The organism is Bacillus sp. PDNC022 (assembly GCF_016919285.1).
In the GTDB taxonomy this organism is placed as follows: Bacteria; Bacillota; Bacilli; order Bacillales; family Bacillaceae; genus Bacillus; species Bacillus safensis.
Map to the genome: position 1 here is coordinate 1,836,701 of NZ_CP070345.1, position 21,512 is coordinate 1,858,212.

20 protein-coding genes are annotated in these 21,512 nt (G+C 40.5%); 11 read left to right on the plus strand and 9 right to left on the minus strand.

Features of this window, described 5'->3' with window-relative positions; translation table 11 throughout:
* Positions 1–4: 4 nt before the first annotated feature.
* Positions 5–778, minus strand: coding sequence for an enoyl-CoA hydratase (locus tag JVX94_RS09585; RefSeq protein ID WP_111290231.1), 774 nt, complete (start codon positions 776–778; stop codon positions 5–7).
* Between the two features lie 180 nt (positions 779–958).
* Here JVX94_RS09585 and JVX94_RS09590 point away from each other — a divergent pair, with 180 nt between their 5' ends.
* From JVX94_RS09590 to JVX94_RS09600, 3 genes are all read left to right on the plus strand, one after another.
* Positions 959–1,285: a potassium:proton antiporter gene (locus JVX94_RS09590; protein WP_238409470.1), complete on the plus strand. Its 327-nt coding sequence runs from the start codon at positions 959–961 to the stop codon at positions 1,283–1,285.
* A gap of 63 nt (positions 1,286–1,348) precedes the next feature.
* The gene (locus JVX94_RS09595) at positions 1,349–1,846 is read left to right on the plus strand and encodes a cation:proton antiporter regulatory subunit (protein WP_024425442.1); all 498 of its coding nucleotides are present in this window, start codon (positions 1,349–1,351) and stop codon (positions 1,844–1,846) included.
* Between the two features lie 3 nt (positions 1,847–1,849).
* Positions 1,850–3,073 (plus strand): cation:proton antiporter, encoded by a 1,224-nt coding sequence (locus JVX94_RS09600; protein ID WP_144470055.1) that lies wholly within the window; start codon positions 1,850–1,852, stop codon positions 3,071–3,073.
* Positions 3,074–3,109: 36 nt separating this feature from the next.
* Here JVX94_RS09600 and JVX94_RS09605 read toward each other — a convergent pair whose 3' ends face one another.
* From JVX94_RS09605 to JVX94_RS09625, 5 genes are all read right to left on the minus strand, one after another.
* The gene (locus tag JVX94_RS09605) at positions 3,110–4,384 is read right to left on the minus strand and encodes a lysine N(6)-hydroxylase/L-ornithine N(5)-oxygenase family protein (protein ID WP_205185424.1); all 1,275 of its coding nucleotides are present in this window, start codon (positions 4,382–4,384) and stop codon (positions 3,110–3,112) included.
* 75 nt (positions 4,385–4,459) lie between these two features.
* A complete protein-coding gene (locus tag JVX94_RS09610) occupies positions 4,460–5,959 on the minus strand; it encodes a coproporphyrinogen III oxidase (RefSeq protein WP_203129957.1) in 1,500 nt (499 codons plus the stop codon).
* 114 nt (positions 5,960–6,073) lie between these two features.
* Positions 6,074–6,940, minus strand: a complete 867-nt coding sequence (locus JVX94_RS09615; protein WP_024426575.1) for a Cof-type HAD-IIB family hydrolase — start codon at positions 6,938–6,940, stop codon at positions 6,074–6,076.
* 450 nt (positions 6,941–7,390) lie between these two features.
* On the minus strand, positions 7,391–7,747 hold the full coding sequence (locus tag JVX94_RS09620) for a YlbF/YmcA family competence regulator (RefSeq protein WP_024425750.1): 357 nt from the start codon (positions 7,745–7,747) through the stop codon (positions 7,391–7,393).
* A gap of 121 nt (positions 7,748–7,868) precedes the next feature.
* Positions 7,869–9,002, minus strand: a complete 1,134-nt coding sequence (locus tag JVX94_RS09625) for a DUF445 domain-containing protein (protein ID WP_205185426.1) — start codon at positions 9,000–9,002, stop codon at positions 7,869–7,871.
* Positions 9,003–9,216: 214 nt separating this feature from the next.
* Between JVX94_RS09625 and JVX94_RS09630 the strand changes: the two genes are divergently transcribed.
* The 7 genes from JVX94_RS09630 to JVX94_RS09660 all read left to right on the plus strand — a co-directional run bounded on the left by JVX94_RS09630 (position 9,217) and on the right by JVX94_RS09660 (position 15,495).
* Positions 9,217–10,329 carry a YheC/YheD family protein gene (locus JVX94_RS09630; protein WP_205185429.1) on the plus strand — a complete coding sequence of 371 codons (1,113 nt, stop codon included), beginning with the start codon at positions 9,217–9,219 and terminating at the stop codon, positions 10,327–10,329.
* Positions 10,286–11,644 carry a YheC/YheD family endospore coat-associated protein gene (locus JVX94_RS09635; protein ID WP_205185432.1) on the plus strand — a complete coding sequence of 453 codons (1,359 nt, stop codon included), beginning with the start codon at positions 10,286–10,288 and terminating at the stop codon, positions 11,642–11,644. The genes JVX94_RS09630 and JVX94_RS09635 overlap by 44 nt, the downstream gene beginning before the upstream one ends.
* A gap of 152 nt (positions 11,645–11,796) precedes the next feature.
* A complete protein-coding gene (locus tag JVX94_RS09640) occupies positions 11,797–12,006 on the plus strand; it encodes a YheE family protein (protein WP_008348933.1) in 210 nt (69 codons plus the stop codon).
* A gap of 20 nt (positions 12,007–12,026) precedes the next feature.
* On the plus strand, positions 12,027–12,902 hold the full coding sequence (locus tag JVX94_RS09645) for a helix-turn-helix domain-containing protein (RefSeq protein WP_205185435.1): 876 nt from the start codon (positions 12,027–12,029) through the stop codon (positions 12,900–12,902).
* 143 nt (positions 12,903–13,045) lie between these two features.
* A complete protein-coding gene (locus JVX94_RS09650; RefSeq protein WP_095408101.1) occupies positions 13,046–14,152 on the plus strand; it encodes an ABC transporter ATP-binding protein in 1,107 nt (368 codons plus the stop codon).
* A gap of 235 nt (positions 14,153–14,387) precedes the next feature.
* Positions 14,388–14,591, plus strand: coding sequence for an alpha/beta-type small acid-soluble spore protein (locus JVX94_RS09655; RefSeq protein ID WP_039177528.1), 204 nt, complete (start codon positions 14,388–14,390; stop codon positions 14,589–14,591).
* A gap of 286 nt (positions 14,592–14,877) precedes the next feature.
* Positions 14,878–15,495, plus strand: coding sequence for an NAD(P)-dependent oxidoreductase (locus tag JVX94_RS09660; RefSeq protein WP_047202890.1), 618 nt, complete (start codon positions 14,878–14,880; stop codon positions 15,493–15,495).
* Positions 15,496–15,616: 121 nt separating this feature from the next.
* Here the strand turns inward: JVX94_RS09660 and JVX94_RS09665 are convergent, their stop codons facing one another.
* Positions 15,617–17,632, minus strand: coding sequence for an ABC transporter ATP-binding protein (locus JVX94_RS09665; protein WP_095408099.1), 2,016 nt, complete (start codon positions 17,630–17,632; stop codon positions 15,617–15,619).
* A complete protein-coding gene (bmrC, locus tag JVX94_RS09670) occupies positions 17,629–19,386 on the minus strand; it encodes a multidrug ABC transporter ATP-binding protein BmrC (protein WP_205185438.1) in 1,758 nt (585 codons plus the stop codon). The genes JVX94_RS09665 and bmrC overlap by 4 nt, the downstream gene beginning before the upstream one ends.
* Positions 19,387–19,942: 556 nt before the next feature.
* On the opposite strand from bmrC, the gene JVX94_RS09675 reads away from it, so the two are divergent.
* Positions 19,943–20,449 carry a universal stress protein gene (locus tag JVX94_RS09675; protein ID WP_095408097.1) on the plus strand — a complete coding sequence of 169 codons (507 nt, stop codon included), beginning with the start codon at positions 19,943–19,945 and terminating at the stop codon, positions 20,447–20,449.
* A gap of 45 nt (positions 20,450–20,494) precedes the next feature.
* Here the strand turns inward: JVX94_RS09675 and dat are convergent, their stop codons facing one another.
* A complete protein-coding gene (dat, locus tag JVX94_RS09680; protein WP_095408096.1) occupies positions 20,495–21,352 on the minus strand; it encodes a D-amino-acid transaminase in 858 nt (285 codons plus the stop codon).
* Positions 21,353–21,512: the final 160 nt, after the last annotated feature.

Genomic DNA, 21,512 nt, shown 5'->3' on the forward strand with positions numbered 1-21,512 from the left:
TCATTTATGCTTTTTGAAAGACTGGTCGTCTTTTTTCTAAAAAGGCCTGTATACCTTCCTTGTGATCATGACTTTTTCTCAGTCTTGCCTGTGCTGCTCTCTCTTTTTGAAGAACTGATAAGAGCTTTGATTCTGACTGCTGGAAATAGATCATCTTTGTTTCGATAAAGGCTTGAAGCGGCATGTTCATAAACGGCTTCACACACACTTTTTGGTACGTATCGACCTCATCCTGAAACACCCCGTCTGCAAGGCGCAGCTTTAACGCTTCTTCAGCTGGCAGCTTTTGTCCGCTCCAAATCAATTGTTTAGCGGTTTGCTCACTGACTCTTTTTGTGAGGAAAAAATGCCCCCCGCCATCTGGTATTAATCCTACTCCATTAAAATTCATGGCGAGTTTTGCATCCTGATGCATAAACAAGTAGTCACAGCTTAGGGCAAAGCTAAAAGCGAGGCCTGCTGCTGACCCGTGGACAAGCGCAATCGTCACTTTTTTCATACCAGCTAGAGAAAGTGTAATTCCCTCGATCAAATCCATCACACGATGAAAATCTTCTTCACTTTCCTGCTTGAGCATCATCCCAATATCTCCGCCTGCTGAAAATCCTTTTCCCGCTCCCTTGATGACAACGACTTTTGCGCTGCTTTCCTCCGCTGCATCACATGCTTCTTTGAATTCAGTAAACATGTCCACATGAAACGAATTATAAGCTTCAGGCCTATTGAAAACGATTTCAAAAACATCCCCGTCTAACTGACAATTGATATATGTCATCATCCATCCCCCTTTTCTTTAAAAGCTCATAACTTACTTCCATTTCCATCAAGTAAAACCTTTTTCTCTAAATAAAAAATTTCAAGATCAATTGATACTAAAATAAGCATAATGATTGAAACAAGAAATATATTTTTATATAGTAAAAAAAGAAAGAAAATAAATTTGAAAGGAGGAGGATGATTGATCAGATGTTCCATCATGATATTGGTTAGCTTCATCGTCATGTTTTCTCCTTTTTCAAATGTCGTTTTTGCTTCACAGGCAGAAGCGAGCACACCTAGTCTTATTTCTCCATCCATCTATGATGAAGAAATCAATGCTGTGAAGACACCATCATTTTCAAAAAAACATGCCTCATCCATTCTGTTGAAGGACAGATTATCAATGGCGGATTCTAAAGCTTTTCTGTTAAAGCCTGCCCCATCAGCTGCATTATCCATTGATCTATGTTTTTTGGAAATGAAGTGTGCAATCCCCGTTATGTATCAATCTAATTACCTCTACTGATTCATTTTATTTCATCCGTATGACTATATGAAAAACACAACCTATCAAATTCGGAGGGATAAAATGAACATTAAAGAGAATGATCTTCCTGGGATCGGAAAGAAATTTGAAATTGAAACGAGAAATAGAGAAAAGATGACGATTGTGATTCATGATGATGGCAGACGGGAAATTTATCGTTTTGACGATGATGATCCAGATGAAGTGCTGTCTACCATTTCTCTCGATGATGCTGAATCCCGGCAAATCGCTGCTATTATCGGCGGTATGGTGTATAAACCTCAGGCATTAGAAACCATTGAAATGGCCTTCAATGACTTGATTATTGAATGGTTTAAGGTGGAAAAAGGTGCAAAAGCGGTTGGACATACACTCGGTGATTTAGATGTGAGACAAAATTATGAAGTGACCGTGATTGCGATCATTAAGCATACAAATGAAAAATTACTCAACCCTGGTGCCGATTCGATTATTCAAGCAAATGATACGATGGTCATTTCAGGCGAAAGAAAACACTTGAAGCGATTGGTACGTGATTTTCTTTCTAGAGGGGGAGAGTGATGAATGGATCATTTAGTCTTTGAAGTTGGGACGGCGCTTATTCTTATCGCCATCGCCAGCTTAATCGCCAATAAAATTAAATTTTCTATCATCCCTTTTCTCATTGTCCTCGGAATGATTGTTGGGCCGCATGCTCCAACCATCGGGATCATTGATTTGAAATTTATCGAAAGCACAGAGATTATTTCGTTTTTTGGCAGAATGGGCGTCCTGTTCCTTCTTTTCTATCTTGGACTTGAGTTCTCTGTCGGAAAGCTCATTAAATCGGGTAAATCCATTGCAGTCGGCGGATCTATTTATATTTTGATCAACTTCAGCTTAGGATTGCTCTACGGTTTTATCACAGGGTTTGGATTCCTTGAGATTCTCATTATGGCAGGGGTGATCACCATTTCATCCAGCGCCATTGTGGCCAAAGTCCTTGTCGATTTGAAACGGACGGCGAATCCTGAAACAGAGTTAATTCTAGGGATTATTATGTTTGAGGATATTTTCCTTGCCGTTTATTTATCCGTCGTATCAGGTCTTGTTCTTGGAGATGCTACTACTGTTGGCGGTGCCTTATTATCAATTTTAATCGCTTTTGGTTATATGATGCTTTTCTTTATCATTGCGCGGAAGCTGCCAAAACTATTAAACAAGTTGTTTGATATCCGTTCGAACGAAGTGTTCATCATTGTGATTTTTGCGGCTTTGTTCTTTGTCGCTGGTTTCTCAGAAACGATTCATGTAGCAGAGGCTATTGGGGCTCTCTTACTTGGTCTTGTTTTCTCAGAAACAGAGCACTCTGACCGCATCGAGCATCTCGTGGTTCCGTTTAGAGATTTCTTTGGAGCGATGTTCTTTTTCAGCTTTGGTCTCAGTATCGATCCATTTACATTAGGTGATGCCTTCTGGCTTGCAATCGGCGCTGTGATTCTTACCTTAATTGGAAACTTCACTGCAGGAATGTTTGCTGGACGGAGAGCTGGATTTTCTCATAAAGCCTCTTCTAATATTGGATTAACCATCGTATCGAGAGGAGAGTTTTCAATCATTGTTGCCGAGCTTGGCATTGCGGGCGGGCTTGCCGCTACTTTGAAGCCCTTTGCTGCATTGTATGTCTTAATCCTTGCGATCTTAGGACCGCTCGTAACGAAAGAATCTAAGAAAATCTATCAAATCCTAAACAAAATCTTCAAATGGAAACCTGATAAACCAAAAGTAAAAAAAGAAACGACGATCTAATGAAAAAGGGCCCTATGCTTGGGCCCTTTTTATGTCTTATTCAAATTGCTGAAATGCTGTTTCTTGTTTGACTGGCGCTTCCTCGCCCCCGCGAATGGTTTGAATCACTTTCTGGTTGCGGTTAATCGATAGTTTTAAATTGGTCGCCGCTGTTCCGTGAGAATGATTAAGATTCGTGAATGTAAAGAAATGATTTGAGCGCTTGTCTTTGAACACAAGTCTGAAATCGTCTGTCACTCTAAAATGTTCATCACTTTCCCATTCAATCAAAGATTCATATGCGCTAAACCATTCAGGAATATTCGGTCTGTACCCTGTAGCTAATACAGCATGATCTACAGTTATGCTTTTTTCTTTCTTCAGCTGCCACTGTCTGAGGTGCAGCACCAAAGGCTGATGCTCTCCTATTTGAATCGCTTCAAGCTCGGTCATTGGCTGAATGAGCACAGATGGCTCCTCACCTGAAACGGAGCGATGATACAACTCCTGATAAATGCGCGAAAGCGTTGATGCATCAATGCCATTTCTTAATCCAGTCAGCCTAGGCAATGTGTTCATACGTTCTTCATAAGGAAGCGAATGAAAATACTCGACATACTTTGGTGTGAAAAGTTCTTGGCCAAGTTCTGCCGTCTCCAGCTCTCTAAATTCACTAGAACGCGTAAACCATGAAAGCTGCTGTCCTTTCTTTTGATGCTGAAGCAGATCTAAGAAAATTTCAGCTGCACTCTGCCCTGAGCCGATTACCGCCACCGACTCAGCTTCGTGAAGTGCTTTCTGCTGATCTAAATAACGGCTGCTATGGGTCACATATGGGTATGCTGCTTCAGGCACATCGACTGGAGTCATTGGTTTGCTTCCTGTGCCTAACACGACATGCTTTGCACGATACTCAGAAAGCGATCCATCGTTCAGCCGTCTGACTTTCACAAGGTAGCCGTCTTGGCAGTCCGTCACTTCTTCTACCTTCATCCCAAACTGACAGCTGTCTAATTCTCCTGCCACCCATGATAAATACTCATTAAATTCTCTCCGCGGGATATCAAACTGCTCAAATGTATAGAACCGGTGAAGTCTATTTGATTCATGTAAATAATTTAAAAATGTATACCTGCTCCTTGGATTCGCCATTGTGACAAGGTCTGCTAAAAAGGAAACTTGCAAATCCGTTCCTTTGATCAGCATACCAGGATGCCAAGCAAACTCAGACTCTTGTTCAAAAAAACAGCATGAGACATCCTCATACTCCTCTAACAAAGCGGCCAACCCTAAATTGGCGGGCCCAATCCCAATTCCGATCACATCTATCATATGTACACCTGCTTTAACTTTTTATCACTTATATACCCTTTTACAAATGAAAAAAACACTGCGTCATCGCAGTGTTTAAACGTGAGAAACAAATAATGATTCAAGGAATTGAATTTTCTCTTCTGTATAGTGTTCATACCGGTCATTATACGATTTTGGATCTTTTGGATTGGCATACTGCGTAATTTTTCCTGACCGTGGATCAATGAATTTACTTGCTGCACCGCACCCAATGCCAATGATTGTCTGTACTTCTTCCATGATAATGATATTATACAAGCTTTCCTGTCCATCTAATGAATACCCGACATTTTCGAGATTTCCCAAAATATTTTTTTGTCTATATAAATAATACGGGTGATATTGATGTGCTTTCGTCCAAGTGACCGCTTCATCCATCATACGTGTGATTTCTTCTCGGTCTGCTACTTGGTATTTCTCCTTATTGCGCGTCATCTCAGATGCTCTTTTAAAGGAGAGTGTATGCACAGTCAAAGATTCAGGCTTGAGCTCTTCAGTCTGCTGCAAGGAGTGTTGAAATTCTTTGAGCCCTTCTCCCGGCAATCCAATGATTAAATCCATATTGATATTATTCATGCCGTACTGTCTTGATAAGTGATACTTTTCAATCGTTTCTTCCACACTATGATGCCGGCCAATAGCCTTTAGTGTTTCATTCTCATACGATTGCGGGTTAATGCTAATCCGGTCAATATTGTAGCGGTTTAGCACCTCTAGCTTATCAGGTGAAATCGTATCAGGACGACCTGCTTCGACAGTCACTTCCCGTATATGCTTCACATCAGGGAACGAGCGATACATTTCTTCATACAGCAAATCCATTTCTTCCGCTGTGATGCTCGTTGGCGTGCCTCCGCCAAAGTAAACGGTCGTCACTTTGATCCCGTGTTCTTTTAACCATGCGCCCATTTTTTGCATTTCATAATGCAGACCAAACAAAAACGTTCCCACTCTACCAGCTTGTCCTTTAATGGCGTAAGCAGGGAACGTGCAATAAGCACATTTTGTGGGGCAGAAAGGAATGCCAATATAAATACTCACTTCCTGCTGAAGGTCATACAGATCTGGAATGGCTTTAAGCTGACGATCGACAATCTCCTGCATCAAATTGATTTTTTCATCATGAATCAAGTAATCACGCTTTAACGCAGCATGTGCATCTTCCTTTGACATGCCTTCTCTCAGCATCTTATGAAGCAATTTCGTAGGACGTATTCCTGTGAGAATCCCCCACTTTTGTGTCATTCCTGTGTGCTCCTGAAGCAAGTGTAAATAAACAGACAGCACTGTGTTTTTGATTTGCTTCCAGCGCTCCTTATCGTTCAAGCTCTCTGGGACATCCCGCGAAAAACGACTGGTGATGTCTGATCCATCGATATGACCAGATGCTTCCACCATTCCATTTTCTTCTTTCCAACTAACTTCCATGACCAAACCATCATCCAATTCACCTGGATCAAACATCACTTCACTATCTTCTTCAAATAAATTGGCTATATTGACAAGCGGGCGATGAAATCGTTCATCTGACAGCCCTTTAATTAAAATTCGCATCATATCACCTTTATCTTCAAACTTGTTTCATTTTACAAAATTCATGTAGGAAAAGCAATGAAGGGAACAAGACGAAGGCCCTGTCATTTCTTGATTGACAAGGCCTTCACTGTATTATCTCTTAATATCGAATTGATGTAAAAATCCTTCTCTTTGCTGCATTCTAAAGTATTCCTTGATCATATAAGCCACACCCTGTTCATCATGCGAGCGCGTCACCCAATCGGCTTTACGCTTGACATCATTGGAGGCATTGCCCATAGCAACACCTAAACCAGCCAATTCAAGCATTGGAATGTCATCTGTTCCATGACCAATGACGACCGTATCTTCTAAAGTAAAACCGAGTGCAGAGGTTAAAAGAGAAAGTCCCGCTTCTTTCGAAACCCCTTTGCATACAATATTCATTTTCTCATCACTGATCCTAATAAGGTCAACAGATGGAAATGCTTGTTGAATGGTCCTGTGAATCTCAGGCTGAAGCTCCGCGGTCGAATATACTTCAATCACTGGTGTACTGACCGGTTCATCCATCAGCATATCACTTAACGATTCAACAAATTGAACGGGATAGAAAATTGGATCAGACGGATGAATTAACGTCTTGCCCATCAGCTGAGACTGCGTTTTCTTCCGGTTGCCGATCGAGAATTTTTCATGCAGCAAGCGGACATTACAATCGAAGCTTTCAAGGATTTGCACAAGATTAAATGTCTTTTCTTCCGTTAATTTCTTCACATGAAGCGGCTCATCGAGTTTATCGGCGATAAATGCACCACTATGCGTCACAAGGGTTGATGTTGGAATCTTCAACGCCTTGGCAATTTTTTGAGCGGAACGAAAATGCCGGTTGGTGACAATTGTCACATAAACCCCTTTTTTCTTAACATATTCCACAGCTTCTTTTGTAGCGGAATGGATTTTACCATTGGAACGAAGTAACGTCCCATCTATATTGAGTGCAAGTAGTTTTTTTGACACTGAGGCATCCCCCTTCTTGATGACTGTACTTACGATGAGGATATGCCCTGGCTTGGTGCTTTAGAACATGCAGTTGAAAGAGCCCCAAGTTATGAATAATTGATAAATAAAAAAAGCCTACCCCTAGGCTTTTTTTTATGTATGGTTTGGATGCGTTACAATGGAGTGATGAAGCTCCCCATGATCCCCTTATCTTTTACACACCAAAGCATTGCTTATATCAGATCCCCTTATGATGCTTTGCGTTTCTCCCAGAAGCGCTTCTCTCTCGTTTGGCTCACCGCCATAAATCCCAAGTGAAACGCACCCAATTGTCCCTTGAGAGCGCCTTTTTGAAAGCACTTTCAATATAAGTATTATCGCAGAATTTATGAGCTTCGACAACCTTTTTTTAAAAGATATTCAGGAGAAAGATAATACAAAAAAGGGCGAATAACATCGCCCTTTCAATTAGTTTTCTTCTGGATTCCCATAAAGCTCTTCAAGTGGCTTCATGATAATTTTATTTAATTCACCGATAAGTACACTCACACGTTGTTCTGCTTCCATCAACTGAGAGATTTTGTCGTGCTGCTGAACAAGAGCAACTGTTTTTTGAGCTTGCTCCACTTCTTCTTGTGTGATCTCTTGACCAGTCATTTGTTTTTGTTGAAGGTTTACTTGAATGTCACGGAAGTTCTCAAACATTCTTTTAGAGGACTCATCCGCGTTTACCTCATCATAAAGATTTCTTAAAGTTGAATATTCTTCGCTATGACGCAATGCTTTTTCAAGGTCATATGCAACATCATAAAGATTTACAGACATGTTATGTCTCCTTTCTATCCGTTATCACCGATATGATCGGCGGACACCACTCCACTATAACAAACTATGGCTTTCGTTTCACATATATACAATGAATTCATCAAAATTTCTCCAGCTTGACTTAGAATAGCGTCACAAAAACAGCCTGGACAGCACCAATCATCCCGCCTAAAAGACCGCCTAGAAATGTAATCATCTTCAGCTCCTTATTCGAGATGCTGACTACAAGCTCTTCCATTTTTTCAAGCGGAAAAAGTTCAATTTGTTCACGAATGATATCTTCAAATTGCAGCTTTGCAAGCAGACCCTCTAAAGCATTTGAAGCCGCTTCGACCCCCTTATCAATCAACACTGGCGCAAAATGTGTTTTAAGGTCATCCGCTACAGCACTGACATATGCTCCAACTGGTTTGTCTAATATCAGCTTTGTAGAAAAATGAGAAAGTAATTGATTTTTCACACTAAAAATAAGTTCCTTCACATTCCATTTTTCATCAAGCTCATGAAGAGAAAATAGCTTCACCTTGTCCCATTCTTGAACAAGTAAATCTGATAAAAATCTTTTTGTTTCTGCGTTTCTTAAGAACTTGATGATTTCGGGATGTACACGATCAATTAAGCTTGAATTCCCTAAAAACATTTGAACCATACTGCCAAGCATTCCCCGTTCTTTCAAGAAATCATCAATCATATTGCCGAGCCTTGCTTTGCCTTCATCACTTTCAAAATAATGAATGCCTCTCTTTAAAATATAATCTGCTGCATCTGGAATTTTTGATGATATTTTGGTTTCCACTTCTACCGGGAGCAATTCAGATAAAGTTTGCTGATTATATGTTTCAAGCAGTGAACTGAGTTTCTGATCAGACCACTGATGGAGCCATCTATCTGCTTTGACGTCAGCCTGTGGAACGCCGAATTTTTCTAGCAGGGTGAATACGGTAATCTCCATATGTGCGCCTTTGTCAATATATCGATGGACTGTACGCAGGAACTCCTGCTTTGCCTCCGATGATTCAAATCGCTTTTGAATACCTTCTGGCGTGAGCAAATGCTCCATAACCATGACACCAACCTGCTTGGCTACTTCGTCTCTTCTTTTAGGGATAAGCCCTGGTGTAAATGGAAGCTGTTTTCCGAATAAGTAATATGGCTTATAAGGCCGAAAAAGCATTTTAATTGCAAGATGGTTTGTCGCTGCTCCTATGACTGCGCCAATAACAATCATAAAGATAAACGTTGTGAATATATTCAAAGTCGTCATCTACCTTTCAAACAACACCCGAAGTTTATTGTTTTGATCTATACGTATTATAGTGGTTGTCAAGTTCCCAAGCAAATGAAGCATGCAGCGAGACATATGATCAAGCGATCTGTCGTAATGATAAAGGAGCGCAAGCTTTATGTAAAATCATAAAAAAATGTTTTTGTGATGGTAAAAAAAGAAGTTGAAAAGAAGGTGTTTTTTAATGACAACATTAGGTATTGTGACCCTTTCTCCGCAGTATGAAGAGGCATTTACACGTGAGCTCGCTAAAGCTGCCCCTTCTTATCGTTTAAAGGTTGTTCGTTTTACACCATTTGATTTAAAGCCGGCTTCAAATTTGATAAAAGGCCAAACATATACGAATGGCCAAGGGTTTGCCGACGCACAATTTCCGATCCCCGACTTGATTTACGACCGATGTCTTTACCGGCATGACGCACAATCTAAAAAAGCAAAACCCATCATGGAATGGCTAAAAAAGTATCCAAAAACGGATTTTTTGAATACCGGCATTTCAAATAAAATGGTGCTATTTGAGGAGCTCCGTCTTCTCTCTTCTTTACAGCCATATTTACCTGGCTGCTCGTTATTAAAAGAGCCCTCAGACCTGATCAATATGGTAAGGGAGAGCGGGGCTGGCGGTTTTTGTAAAATGCAGCCTCTTTCCCAGCAGCATGCAGCATCTACTTACTTCATTTCCTTTGATGGCATATCAACATTCACCGTTCAGCTAAGTTCCAACCAAACCATTACATTTTCTCGTGCGTCAGAGATGGAGCGCTGGTGCAAAAAATATACAGGCCGGTACTTCCTTCAATTTTTCAACACGAATAATCAAAAAGAACTTTTATTCAATGAAATCAGGATTTTTCTTATGAAAGATTCACAAAATCAATGGAAACGCATGGGGATTCACACAAAATCACCTGCAGAAAATAGTCTTTTACGTAATACACAAATATCAAGTCCTGTGATAGGCTTTGAACACTATCTAAATACATTGCAGCCACCCATCAAGGAGCTCCTTTTAGATGATATTGCATCCATTCAAGCATCAATCCCAGCTTATATAGATAAAACCTACTCTCCTTGCTTTGAATTCGCAGTAGACTTACTTCATACAAGTGAAGGCAGACTATTCATATCAAATATCAGATCAAAGCCAGGGCGGTCCGCTTTTTTAAAAGCTTATCCTGAAAAGGAACATCAATTGATTCGTACCATTCTTGAACATGCGCAATCGATGAAGTCTCAACCGAAGGAGGGTTCTTATGAACAAAAATCGCTGCATCATCGCCCCACACCTCACAAGTAAAAAAACAATCCATCTACCCATCCATTATAAACAGAAAGATGCCATCCATTCTCTTGCTCTAGGATCCCGTTTAGTAGATGGCTTCAACATTTCCTATCATCAGCATTCAAATAAAATTTTATTATCTGAAGATCTATACAGAGATGTACTGATTCCTTATCAATCAAAAGCTGAAGTGATCATCATTGACCATACACTTTTTATAGGGCCGTTGATAGGCATTTTCACTGCAGGTTTTGAGCAAAGCACTCAGCCATTAGGAACGAGATCAGAATTTTTCATCAAACTGCTGCATTCTTTCAGGCAGCATGCTGGTTTTGCCTATCTTTTTGGGTCACATTCTATTGATTGGGAAAAAGGAATTGTAGAAGGATTGGTGTATCAGCAAGATTCATGGGTTAAAAAACAGCTTCCCCTGCCTTCAGTCATTTATGACCGGCTTCCAAATAGAAAGGCTGCTCAGTCAGCACTCATTCAAGAAACGAAGAGAAAACTCACCCAAGACTATGATATCCCTTGGTTCAACCCTTACTTTTTTAACAAATGGGAGATTCATGAACAGCTATTAACAGATGAAAAAACATGGTCCTTTCTCCCACATTCTGTACAATTAGATCCCGTGGACGCTCTTAGTAAAATTGAAACACTCCTCCATCTGCATCAAGTTATATACTTAAAACCGACAAACGGAAGTCATGGAGACGGAATTTATCAGTTAAAGAAGGAAAACCACGGAATCACTGTGCACTCAAATTTTGGAAGGGCTATTCCATATGATTCAATAGATCAGTTTGTTCAAAGGCTGCGAAAGGATCATGCAATTCATGATTTTATTGCACAACAAGGCATTGAGCTTCTTCAAATAGACAATCAACCGATGGATTTCAGAGTTCATACGAATAAAAATAAAGATGGTGATTGGACAGTTACAGCAGCCGCAGCAAAAGTTGCTGGAGATCACACCATCACGACTCACCATTTACATGGGGGAACGGTGAAAACACTTTATGCTGTCTTTCCAGAAGAAAAGAAACGTTTGCAGATTTTACAGCAGCTTTCTCATACTGCCATCACGCTTAGCCAGGTGATAGATGAAAAAATGACCGGGCATATTGGTGAAATCGGTTTTGACTTAGGCATTGATCAAGCAGGTGCAATTTGGATGTTCGAAGCCAATTCTCGCCCTGGTCGAGAGATTTTCCAGCATGTCTCTTTGAAAAAATCAGAATGGTTGATCGGGAAAAGAATCATGGATTACGCATCTTACCTTTCAGAAACAGTACTCACCACTTCAAATCACGCCAACGTCTACTGACGCTTTTTTGTCACATGTCAGTGCTCTTAAATTTATGCTTTTTCTATGCTCTTTTCATGAGATGAGATACAATAATATCAAGTTCAAGGTTGTTTCCGTGTTGTCGTGTTTGTTTATTGTTTCATCAATAAAAGCAAGGAGGCAATGATGATATGATTTCTCATTTTCAATGGAAACCCCTTTTTAAGAAAGCACAATTGCCAGGCTGGAAAATATCCTTTTTTCACAATGGTTCGCACTATGAAGGCATCTACCACAAAACAGGTGACATTGAATGGGGATCTCAGCTTCCGCCCCATGAAGTTGAACCAACCTTAAAAGAAGAAATCCACGAATTAATGCTATTCCATGTCTATGATTAAACTGTTTAAGGAGCCCCGCCATGTTAGAAAAATTAAAGCTTGTTTACGGAGACCATATCATCAGCTCACCTACTCATGACAAACAAATTCTTTGGTATCAAACAGACGAAGGCGAAATATTTGGAGTAGACAAATCGGAGCTTACAGCAAGAGAAACACTTCTTCTCAATTCTTTTCTTACACCAATTGATCTAATTCAAAAAGCGCAGACCGAGGATGAACAAAAATGGTTCAGCTATCTTTTTGAAAACAAACCACTAACTGTCCAACATCCCGTCCGTGTTTATTATTTTCAGATGATCCATCAAGAAGAACAAAGACAGCAAATAAAAGAGGCTGTGAATAACAGCCTCGAACATACTCATTTCATATGGACAGGCTCTGAAACAGCTATGCTGATTCAACCAGACGCTACATCAGAAAATATTCAATTAGATCAGTTAAATGATTTGTCTCTAGCCATTACAAGTGATTTTTTAACAGACTCAGTCTTTATACAAGGGCAGATGCATTTGCCAAATGACCATTTACAGATGAGATTATTAAATGAACAACAGCTCTTTTTGCACCATATGAAGCGAGACAAGTTTAGGTCAGGGGTTGCCACATTTTATCAATGTCTGCCATCATTCATTTGTTATGATGCATCCGCCCTCTCTCATGCTATTTCAGATGCTTTTAAAGAAGCGGTCTTTGACCGGGATGTTTACCGCACTCTCATGACCTATATGCAATGTAACTTAAACGCATCCCAGGCAGCAAAAGCGTTATATGTTCACAGAAACAGTCTTCAATATCGAATTGATAAATTTATTGAGCGCACTGGGCTAGATATACGACATTTTTCAGAAGCATCAGCTGCTTATTTAATGATGACTCTACTCGATCTTTCATAAAGAACGAAAGCATGAGCATCATGCCCAAAAATAAAAATAGGATGTTGTGCACGTTGTCCATTTACAGACTCTTCCCCATTTTATACACTTTATTTACTAGTAAAGCGCTTTCAAAAAAAGAGGGACTGGGAGGCTGACATCAAATGGCTGAGATGATGCTGAATCAAATTTATAAAGTGTACGATAACAAGGTAACAGCAGTAGACAACTTTAATCTACATATAGAAGATAAAGAATTTATTGTGTTTGTTGGTCCATCAGGCTGCGGAAAATCAACAACCCTTCGCATGATTGCAGGTCTAGAAGAAATTTCACAAGGAGACTTTCTGTTAGATGGAAAACGGATGAATGATGTAGCACCGAAAGATCGGGATATCGCAATGGTTTTCCAAAACTATGCATTATACCCTCATATGAATGTGTACGATAATATGGCTTTTGGATTAAAGCTTCGGAAGTTTCCGAAAGCAGAAATTGATGAGCGGGTTCGAAATGCCGCTAAAATATTAGGGCTTGAGCAATATTTAGACAGGAAACCAAAAGCACTGTCTGGCGGTCAAAGGCAGCGTGTTGCACTTGGCAGAGCGATTGTACGTGATGCAAAGGTGTTTCTTTTGGATGAGCCGCTTTCTAATTTAGATGCAAAACTCCGTGTTCAGATGCGTGCTGAAATTTCTAAACTTCATCAGCGTCTTCAAACGACATTTATCTATGTGACACATGATCAGACTGAAGCCATGACAATGGCAACCCGCCTTGTTGTTATGAAAGATGGATTTATTCAGCAAGTTGGAGCGCCGAAAGATGTATATGAAAACCCAGAGAATGTGTTTGTAGGTGGATTTATCGGCTCACCTGCGATGAACTTTTTTACAGGAAAGCTCTCTGACGGTACCATTGCGGTTGGAAAAACGCATATTCGTGTACCAGAAGGAAAAATGAAAGTATTACGTAGCCAAGGCTATATTGGAAAAGATGTCATACTAGGCATCAGACCAGAAGATTTTCACGATGAACCAGTATTTATAGAGGCGTCTGAAGGCACAAAAATTAATGCTAACGTAGAAGTAGCTGAATTAATGGGAGCAGAAACGATGCTTTATTCTTCTATCGATGATCAATCGTTTATTGCACGTGTTGATTCTCGTACCGATGTACAGGCCGGACAGTCTATCCCTCTTGCGATTAATATGAACAAAGCCCATTTCTTTGATTCAGATACGGAGCTGCGCATCCGCTCAGCTGAATAAAAAGATATATAAGCAGCGCCATCACTCATTATTGGGTGATGGTTTTTTGTATGTTAACACAACATTTACCATGTTCTTTTCTCGTATGTTTTTTTCGGAAATAACCATAATACTTAGTACAAAGCAGTTACTGCATTGGGTTTCGCCAAGTGGCAAATGACTTGATCATTTCGCTGGTGCGATTCCAGCAAACCCAACCAAAAAATAAATCATATACAAAAAGGAGAATCACATCATGGCAAATTCTAATAGTTCAAACCAATTACTAGTTCCTGGAGCAGAGCAGGCAATCGATCAAATGAAATACGAAATCGCTTCTGAATTTGGTGTAAACCTTGGAGCAGAAACTACAGCTCGTGCTAACGGTTCAGTTGGTGGAGAAATCACAAAACGTCTTGTGTCTTACGCTCAACAAAACCTTGGCGGAACAAAAGCTTAATTTCATATCTGGATCATCGAAGGCACCTCTTATGGTGTCTTCTTTTTTTGTTTTGATTCCTCACCAAACTCCTTTCCATCTCATATCATGTAGTAGAAAGGAGCGGATCTTCATGGACATTATTTCAGGTATGAACTTTGAACTTCTACAATTTGTCGGTATCTCTTTATTATGTGAATATGCTCATAGTATTCGGTCCTTTCACCTTTATAAAAAAAGCATCACATAAAAGTTGTACCATTTTGGGTTCTTTTCACTTATAGTATGTAGTGGAGGGATCGAACAGATGAAAATAGCTCTTTTCGGTGCTCATGGACGTGTAGGACAAGCATTTCTTCGTTTCGTTCAAGTAGATGATCGTTACATGGTTCGTTCATTGATTCGGACAAACCGAGAAGAAATGCTTGCGGGTATGTTTCAAGTCACCGGCAATTCAAGAAATCGTGAAGATGTGCTTGAGACAATCAAAGGAGCAGATATTGTTGTAAGCTGTCTATCAACAGATGGTGATGATACATTATCTGTTTCAATGGAGCATATCGTACAAGCCATGAAGCAAACAAATACATCAAGAATTATTACAATTGGTACAGCAGGTATTTTAAAAGCAAGGCAGCAGCCGGAGCTTTACCGTTTTGAAACAAATGAATCAAAGCGGACCACTTCCCGAGCAGCTAAAGAGCATGCGAAAGCGTTTGAAATCCTTCAATCGACTGATCTAGATTGGACCATTATTTGTCCAACCTATTTACCAGATGGAGAAGTGACACGGTCATATCGCTATGAGAAAGATTTTCTCCCTATAGATGGAAAGAAAATTTCAGTTGAAGATACCGCACACTTTTTATATCAGCAGTTAAATTCGAAGGAATTTGTGCATCAACGCGTCGGCATCGCTTATTGATGATGCAGCCTGTCCAAACAATATAACCAGTAAAAGGTCGAGGACTGAATCCTCGACTTTTTCTCATGCAAATGAAAAGAGCCTCATTCATTTTTGAAGAGGCTCTTTTTTCTGCTATTCATCAGCTGTTTGCAACAGCACCTTTTTGCAGTTCGTACATTTGCGCATAAAGCCCTTCTTGCTGCATGAGTTGTTCATGACTGCCACGCTCGACGATTTCACCTTTTTCTAACACCAAGATCATATCGGCTTTTTTAATAGTAGATAATCGATGAGCAATCACAAAAGTCGTTCGTCCTTCTTTGACTACATCAAGCGCCCGCTGAATGATCGCTTCTGTTTCTGTATCAATGTTCGCGGTGGCTTCATCTAAAATTAAAATCGCTGGATCGTACGCCAATGCGCGCGCAAATGAAATCAACTGACGTTCCCCTGAGGAAAGCGTGCTTCCCTTTTCAACGACTGGTTCATCAAAGCCTTCTGGCAGATGCTTCAATAACTCTGCGGCTCCTACTTGCTTTAATGAGGATTCAATGGTTTCTCTTTTGATGTCTTCATTTCCTAAGCTGACATTGGAAGCAATCGTTCCAGAAAATAAATACGGATCTTGCAGCACAATGCCCATTTGTTTACGCAGCGTTTGACGCGACTGATCATAAATGCTTTCACCATCTATGAGAATGTCTCCTTGCTGAATGTCATAAAAACGCAGCAGCAAGTTCATGATCGAGCTTTTCCCAGAACCAGTATGCCCCACAAGTGCAACCGTTTGACCTTTCTTTGCTTCAAACGTAATGTTCTTTAAGACATTTTTCCCTTCATTATAAGCAAAGGTGACATCTTTGAACTGGACGTGTCCCTCCAGCTTCTTCTGAACAGGTTCTTCCACTTCTGTTCCTGGTTCATCTAATAATCGGAAAACCCTTTCCGATGAAACCCTTGCTAATTCCAACCTAGAGAACTGATTCACAATGCCTGTAATCGGCTGGAACAATCGATTTAAATAATCGACAAATGCATAGAGCACACCAATGGACACAATGCCTGTCGCACTTAACGACGCACCGCCAAAATACCAAATAAGTGCCACATATGCTAAATTTCGCAGCAAGTTAACTAAGTTATGTGAAAGAAGTGAATTTAAATGCAGCATCTTTCGCTGATATCGAAAATGATTGTTGTTCAGCTCATCAAATTCCTCTTGCGTCGCTTTTTCATGACGAAACGCTTGAATGATTGTCATCCCTTGAATGGCTTCATTTAGCTTGGCATTGATTTCACTGATGATCGAACGAATGCGGTGATTGTACACTGCTGCAAACTTTCTATAAGTCATCGACCATAGGAAAATAATCGGTACAGCGACCAAACAAATGAGTGCCAGCTTCACATTTAATAAAAACATGGCAATGTAAATCCCAATCATGTAAATGGCACTCGTCACGAAATTAGCAAGGACTGTTACATATAGGTCACGAATGGTTTCCGTGTCATTGGTGATCCTCGCAACAACCTTTCCAGCCGGTAAATTATCAAAATATCGGATCGGCAGCGTTTGGATGTGCTCAAATACGTCTACCCTCATTTTTTGAATAATTCGATTTGCAATCCTCTGGAGCAAATAATGCTGCCCATACTGAAAGAAAATCGCAATGATGAGCAGTCCTAGATAAAATAGCACAAGCTGCACCAAGCCACTGATTTCTGGCTGATAAAAAGCAAAAATCTCCTCTTTTGATAAACGCTGTACCTCATAGGTCTCACGCTCGTTCCCATTTTCAATGGTGAGCTGATCTCCGGATATCTTTCTGTTTCCATCAAAACGAATCGGCTCATTCACAAAATAGTAGCCGAATCCGACTTGGACCACATTGATTTGCTTTCCAGAATCCATTCCATTGTTTAATCGATCGCTTCGTATATAGTTATTTCCCTGGTAATAAACGGTTTTGTCTGTCTTTTCATTGACCTCGACATACGGTTTTTCTACACCCAAAATATGATCATCAATCATTTTCTTCCCAATAAACGGCCCTGTCAGCTCAGCACCAACTGCAATCATTAGAAAGATTAAGGCAACAGACAGTACTTTCTTATATAGGAGTGCGTAGGCAAGGAGTCTTCTTCCTGTTGTCATGCCTCATCCCCTCCTTCCAGCTGATTTGTCAGTTGCTGACGCAAAAATTGTTCTTTGTACCACCCATCCTGCTGGATGAGTTCGTTGTGGGTGCCCTTTTGGACAATGCGTCCTTCTTCCATGACAAGAATGAGATCCGCATGTTCAACAGCTGATAGGCGATGAGTCGTAATAAACGTCGTTTTGCCATGACGGTTTTGTCTTAGATTCTCTAAAATAGCGGTTTCTGTTTTTGCATCTACCGCAGATAATGAGTCATCCAGAATTAAAATGTCTGGATCAATTAATAAAGCACGTGCGATGGATATTCGCTGTTTTTGTCCGCCTGACAGCGCCACACCTTTTTCTCCCACCATGGTTTCCAGCCCCTCTGGCAGCAGGCGTAAATCCTTTTCAAAGTAAGCATCTTTGATTGCTTGGGCTAACTCATCTTGTTTCGCGTCCCGATGACCAAAGCGCATATTCTGTTCCACGCTTTTTGAGAAAAGTATATGATCCTGCGGTACGTATCCGATCCATTGAAATAACTGATCTAATTCAATGTTTTGAATCGGAACACCTGATAGCAGGATTTGCCCATCACCTGCTGGATACTGGCGCAGAAGCTGTTTGACAATGGTCGTTTTACCGCTTCCCGTTTTGCCTGTAATCCCAATCGTCTGCCCTTTTCGAACAGTAAAGGACACATCAATGAGATTATCTTTAGGTGAAGTTGGATACCTGAATGTCACATGATCAAACTCAATATCTCCAGGCTCTTGTAACGTTTTTGGCTGAGCAGCATCTGCTACGTCTGGCTTATAGCTGAGTGTATGATTCAACCGGTCTAACGACGCATTTCCTCTTTGCATAATATTAATCAATTCACCGATCGCAAACATTGGCCAGATCATCATGCCAAGATAGACGTTAAATGCAACAAGCTCCCCAATGGTTAAATCACTTTGGAACACGAGATAGGCTCCGTAGCCGATTCCGATTAAGTAGCTGATTCCTACAAGTAATTTCACTGTCGGTTCAAATAATGAATCAATGGTCGCCACTCGCATATTTTTTTGGAATACATCATCTGTCATGTCGCGAAAGCGTTCGACATCTTGTTTCTCCTGCACAAAAGAGCGAATGACCCGCACGCCTGCCACTGATTCAAGCACGCGATCATTCATATCACCAAATGCATCTTGAGCGACTGTAAAGCGATCATGGATTTTGCTGCCATAGAATGCAATCAAGAGCGCCATCAGCGGCATAGGGATAATCGCCATTAAGGTTAATTTCCAGCTAATCGTCAGCCCCATCGTAAAGAAGATCATCAGCATATAAGCAGTGGAATCAACCAAGGTCAGAACGCCAAAACCTGTCGTTAATGCCACAGCATTCAAATCGTTTGTACCTAATGCCATTAAGTTACCGGTTTTTTTCTTTTCATAAAAGGTAGGCGTCATCTTAAGCAAGTGGCGCATCAGTTTCCCGCGCATCACACGCTCCATGACATTTGCGCCGCCAAATAACTGATACATCCAAAAATATGTAAGTGTATAGACGACGACACCTAGTAAGCAAAAAATGGTCACATAAAACAAAATACTTGATGTTGTAAATTGACCAGAACGAATGTCATCCACTGCCTGGCCAAGGTATCTTGGCGGAAGCATTTCAAGCACATTCACAATGAGCAGAAGCGTAATAGCGATCGTATAACGCCTCCACTCTTGTTTAAAGAACCAGCCTAATTTCGCAAATACTGAAAACATGTTTGTCTCTCCTTTTCAAGCTAGCCGCTTTCTAAATTTTCCTGCAAGTCACCTTGCTTTGTTTTTTGAGTTTTTGTCATTTGTCTTGATTTTGGCATGTTCACATGCTTTCACTCCTCTTCATTTATTCGTTGATCTCCATCCCATTATTTCGAAATGCGAAATGAATACAACAAAAAAAGAGGCCACCAGCTAGCTGGTACGCCTCTTTTCGTCATGTAAAAAGGCGCATGTTGACAAATACGCAACATACGCCTTGATTCATCCGATCAATTGGAACATACGAGTTCCTTTTCAATGACCAATGAAGGTGTAATTGTCACGTGAATCAACCCATTCATGCAGTTTGATTTCATTCTTCCAATGTTGCACATGACATTTCCTCCTTTTGGCTCTTGAATCTTTTTTTATCTTATAGTGGCTGTCACTATTTTGTCAATAAATATTTTTCAATAAATGAAATTTTCTAACAAAAATCATTCTCCCTTATGTGTATCTTTTTCTATTAACGGGTATACCATGAGTGTAAAGACTCCTTTTGAAAGGAATGAGGACATTGTTTCAAGCTGATCGGATGGTCGTTGCATTTGATGGACATGAAGACAGTAAGAAAGCATTAAAAAAGGCAATCGCTTTAGCCAAAACCTTGCATGCCAAGCTGACCGTTGCCTATGCCCATGATGGCAAAACAGGCAGACAGGTGTTTGATGCACCGCGCCCAATGACTGGTGGAGCTTATATCGGCGGCGGTACGGCAGATCTTCAAACACCCCCTGTGTATGTACCTCATGATGAACAGCAAAGTCCCTTGATTTTTGAAGACCATACAGAAGAGGTCGTTGCGGAAGCACGAATGCTTTTAAATGAGGAGCAGTTTGAGGCTGCCATTGAAATTGTGGAGGGAGAACCAGCAGAAGCGATTATCGAATATGCTGAGGAAATATCAGCAGACCTCATCGTCATGGGAGCACGTGACCAAAGCAGATTGAAAAAAATGCTGTTTGGCAGTGTGAGTGAAAAGTTATCAGCAAAATCAGATATACCTGTGCTTATTGTGAAATAAATGCATCACAAAAGGCTGTAAACTAATGTTTACAGCCTTTTTTATTTATGAAGAGATCGATGCTTCACTTTCATGTTTAATTTTTTGCTGGAAGCCTTCCTGTACGCGCTTTGTCAGCTCTCCTGGAACGCCTTCCCCTACTGGCTCGCCATCTATTTCAACAATCGGAATGACTTCAGCCGTCGTCGAGCTGATGAAGATTTCCTGAGCGCGCAGCAGTTCTTCTTTGCTTATTCGAGTTTCTTCAACAGTACATCCTTCTGCCTCACATACCTCCAGCAGCTTTCTACGGGTAATGCCGTTTAAAATGAGATTGTTTGCAGGGTGAGTGCGAATCACGCCATCAATCACGGCATATACATTCGAGGCGGTTCCCTCGGTCACAAAACCGTCTCTTATCAGGATTGCTTCAAACGCACCAGCTTCAGATGCTTTCTGCTTTTCCATGACGTTATATAAAAGGTTTAAGCTTTTGATATCACATCTTAACCAGCGAAGATCCTCAGATAATATGGCTTTTGCACCAGCTTTCTGCTCTTGAACAGGCTTTTTCACCTGGAACGTATATGCCGTGATTTGAGGAGTGAGAGAATCACTATATTGATGTTTACGAGGGGCGACACCCCGCGTGACTTGAATATACACACCGCCATCTGTTAATTGATTGTGAGCGACGAGCTGTTGTAACTTTTCTTCCATATCAGATACTGTACCTTGCAGATGAATGCCAATTTCCTTTGCACTCTTGAACAGACGCTCTGTATGCTCTTTTAACGTAAACAAAGTACCATTGTATACACGGATGACCTCATAGACTCCGTCACCAAATTGATAGCCTCTGTCCTCAATATCAACATGTGCATCCTTTTTTTCAATGAAATCTCCATTGTACAATACTTTCATATGGAATCTCCCCTTCGCTTTGCATTAATGGTTGAATCTGATGCTATCTTAGCGGATAAATGGGTACGTTTCAATGATTATTCAGAATTATTTCACATCATAAGAAATGGATAACCTTCTATTGTAACAAATATAGATTCATAACCAAAAAGATTCCAAT

Excerpts from the sequence above, each read along its gene's own strand:
- JVX94_RS09650 (WP_095408101.1), top strand. The coding sequence starts at position 13,046 with ATGGCTGAGATGATGCTGAATCAAATTTATAAAGTGTACGATAACAAG.
- JVX94_RS09665 (WP_095408099.1), bottom strand. The coding sequence starts at position 17,632 with ATGACAACAGGAAGAAGACTCCTTGCCTACGCACTCCTATATAAGAAA.
- JVX94_RS09585 (WP_111290231.1), bottom strand. The coding sequence starts at position 778 with ATGATGACATATATCAATTGTCAGTTAGACGGGGATGTTTTTGAAATC.
- JVX94_RS09610 (WP_203129957.1), bottom strand. The coding sequence starts at position 5,959 with ATGCGAATTTTAATTAAAGGGCTGTCAGATGAACGATTTCATCGCCCG.
- JVX94_RS09600 (WP_144470055.1), top strand. The coding sequence starts at position 1,850 with ATGGATCATTTAGTCTTTGAAGTTGGGACGGCGCTTATTCTTATCGCC.
- JVX94_RS09640 (WP_008348933.1), top strand. The coding sequence starts at position 11,797 with ATGATTTCTCATTTTCAATGGAAACCCCTTTTTAAGAAAGCACAATTG.
- JVX94_RS09655 (WP_039177528.1), top strand. The coding sequence starts at position 14,388 with ATGGCAAATTCTAATAGTTCAAACCAATTACTAGTTCCTGGAGCAGAG.
- JVX94_RS09620 (WP_024425750.1), bottom strand. The coding sequence starts at position 7,747 with ATGTCTGTAAATCTTTATGATGTTGCATATGACCTTGAAAAAGCATTG.
- JVX94_RS09660 (WP_047202890.1), top strand. The coding sequence starts at position 14,878 with ATGAAAATAGCTCTTTTCGGTGCTCATGGACGTGTAGGACAAGCATTT.
- JVX94_RS09630 (WP_205185429.1), top strand. The coding sequence starts at position 9,217 with ATGACAACATTAGGTATTGTGACCCTTTCTCCGCAGTATGAAGAGGCA.
- JVX94_RS09645 (WP_205185435.1), top strand. The coding sequence starts at position 12,027 with ATGTTAGAAAAATTAAAGCTTGTTTACGGAGACCATATCATCAGCTCA.
- JVX94_RS09595 (WP_024425442.1), top strand. The coding sequence starts at position 1,349 with ATGAACATTAAAGAGAATGATCTTCCTGGGATCGGAAAGAAATTTGAA.
- JVX94_RS09605 (WP_205185424.1), bottom strand. The coding sequence starts at position 4,384 with ATGATAGATGTGATCGGAATTGGGATTGGGCCCGCCAATTTAGGGTTG.
- dat (WP_095408096.1), bottom strand. The coding sequence starts at position 21,352 with ATGAAAGTATTGTACAATGGAGATTTCATTGAAAAAAAGGATGCACAT.
- JVX94_RS09635 (WP_205185432.1), top strand. The coding sequence starts at position 10,286 with ATGAACAAAAATCGCTGCATCATCGCCCCACACCTCACAAGTAAAAAA.
- bmrC (WP_205185438.1), bottom strand. The coding sequence starts at position 19,386 with ATGTTTTCAGTATTTGCGAAATTAGGCTGGTTCTTTAAACAAGAGTGG.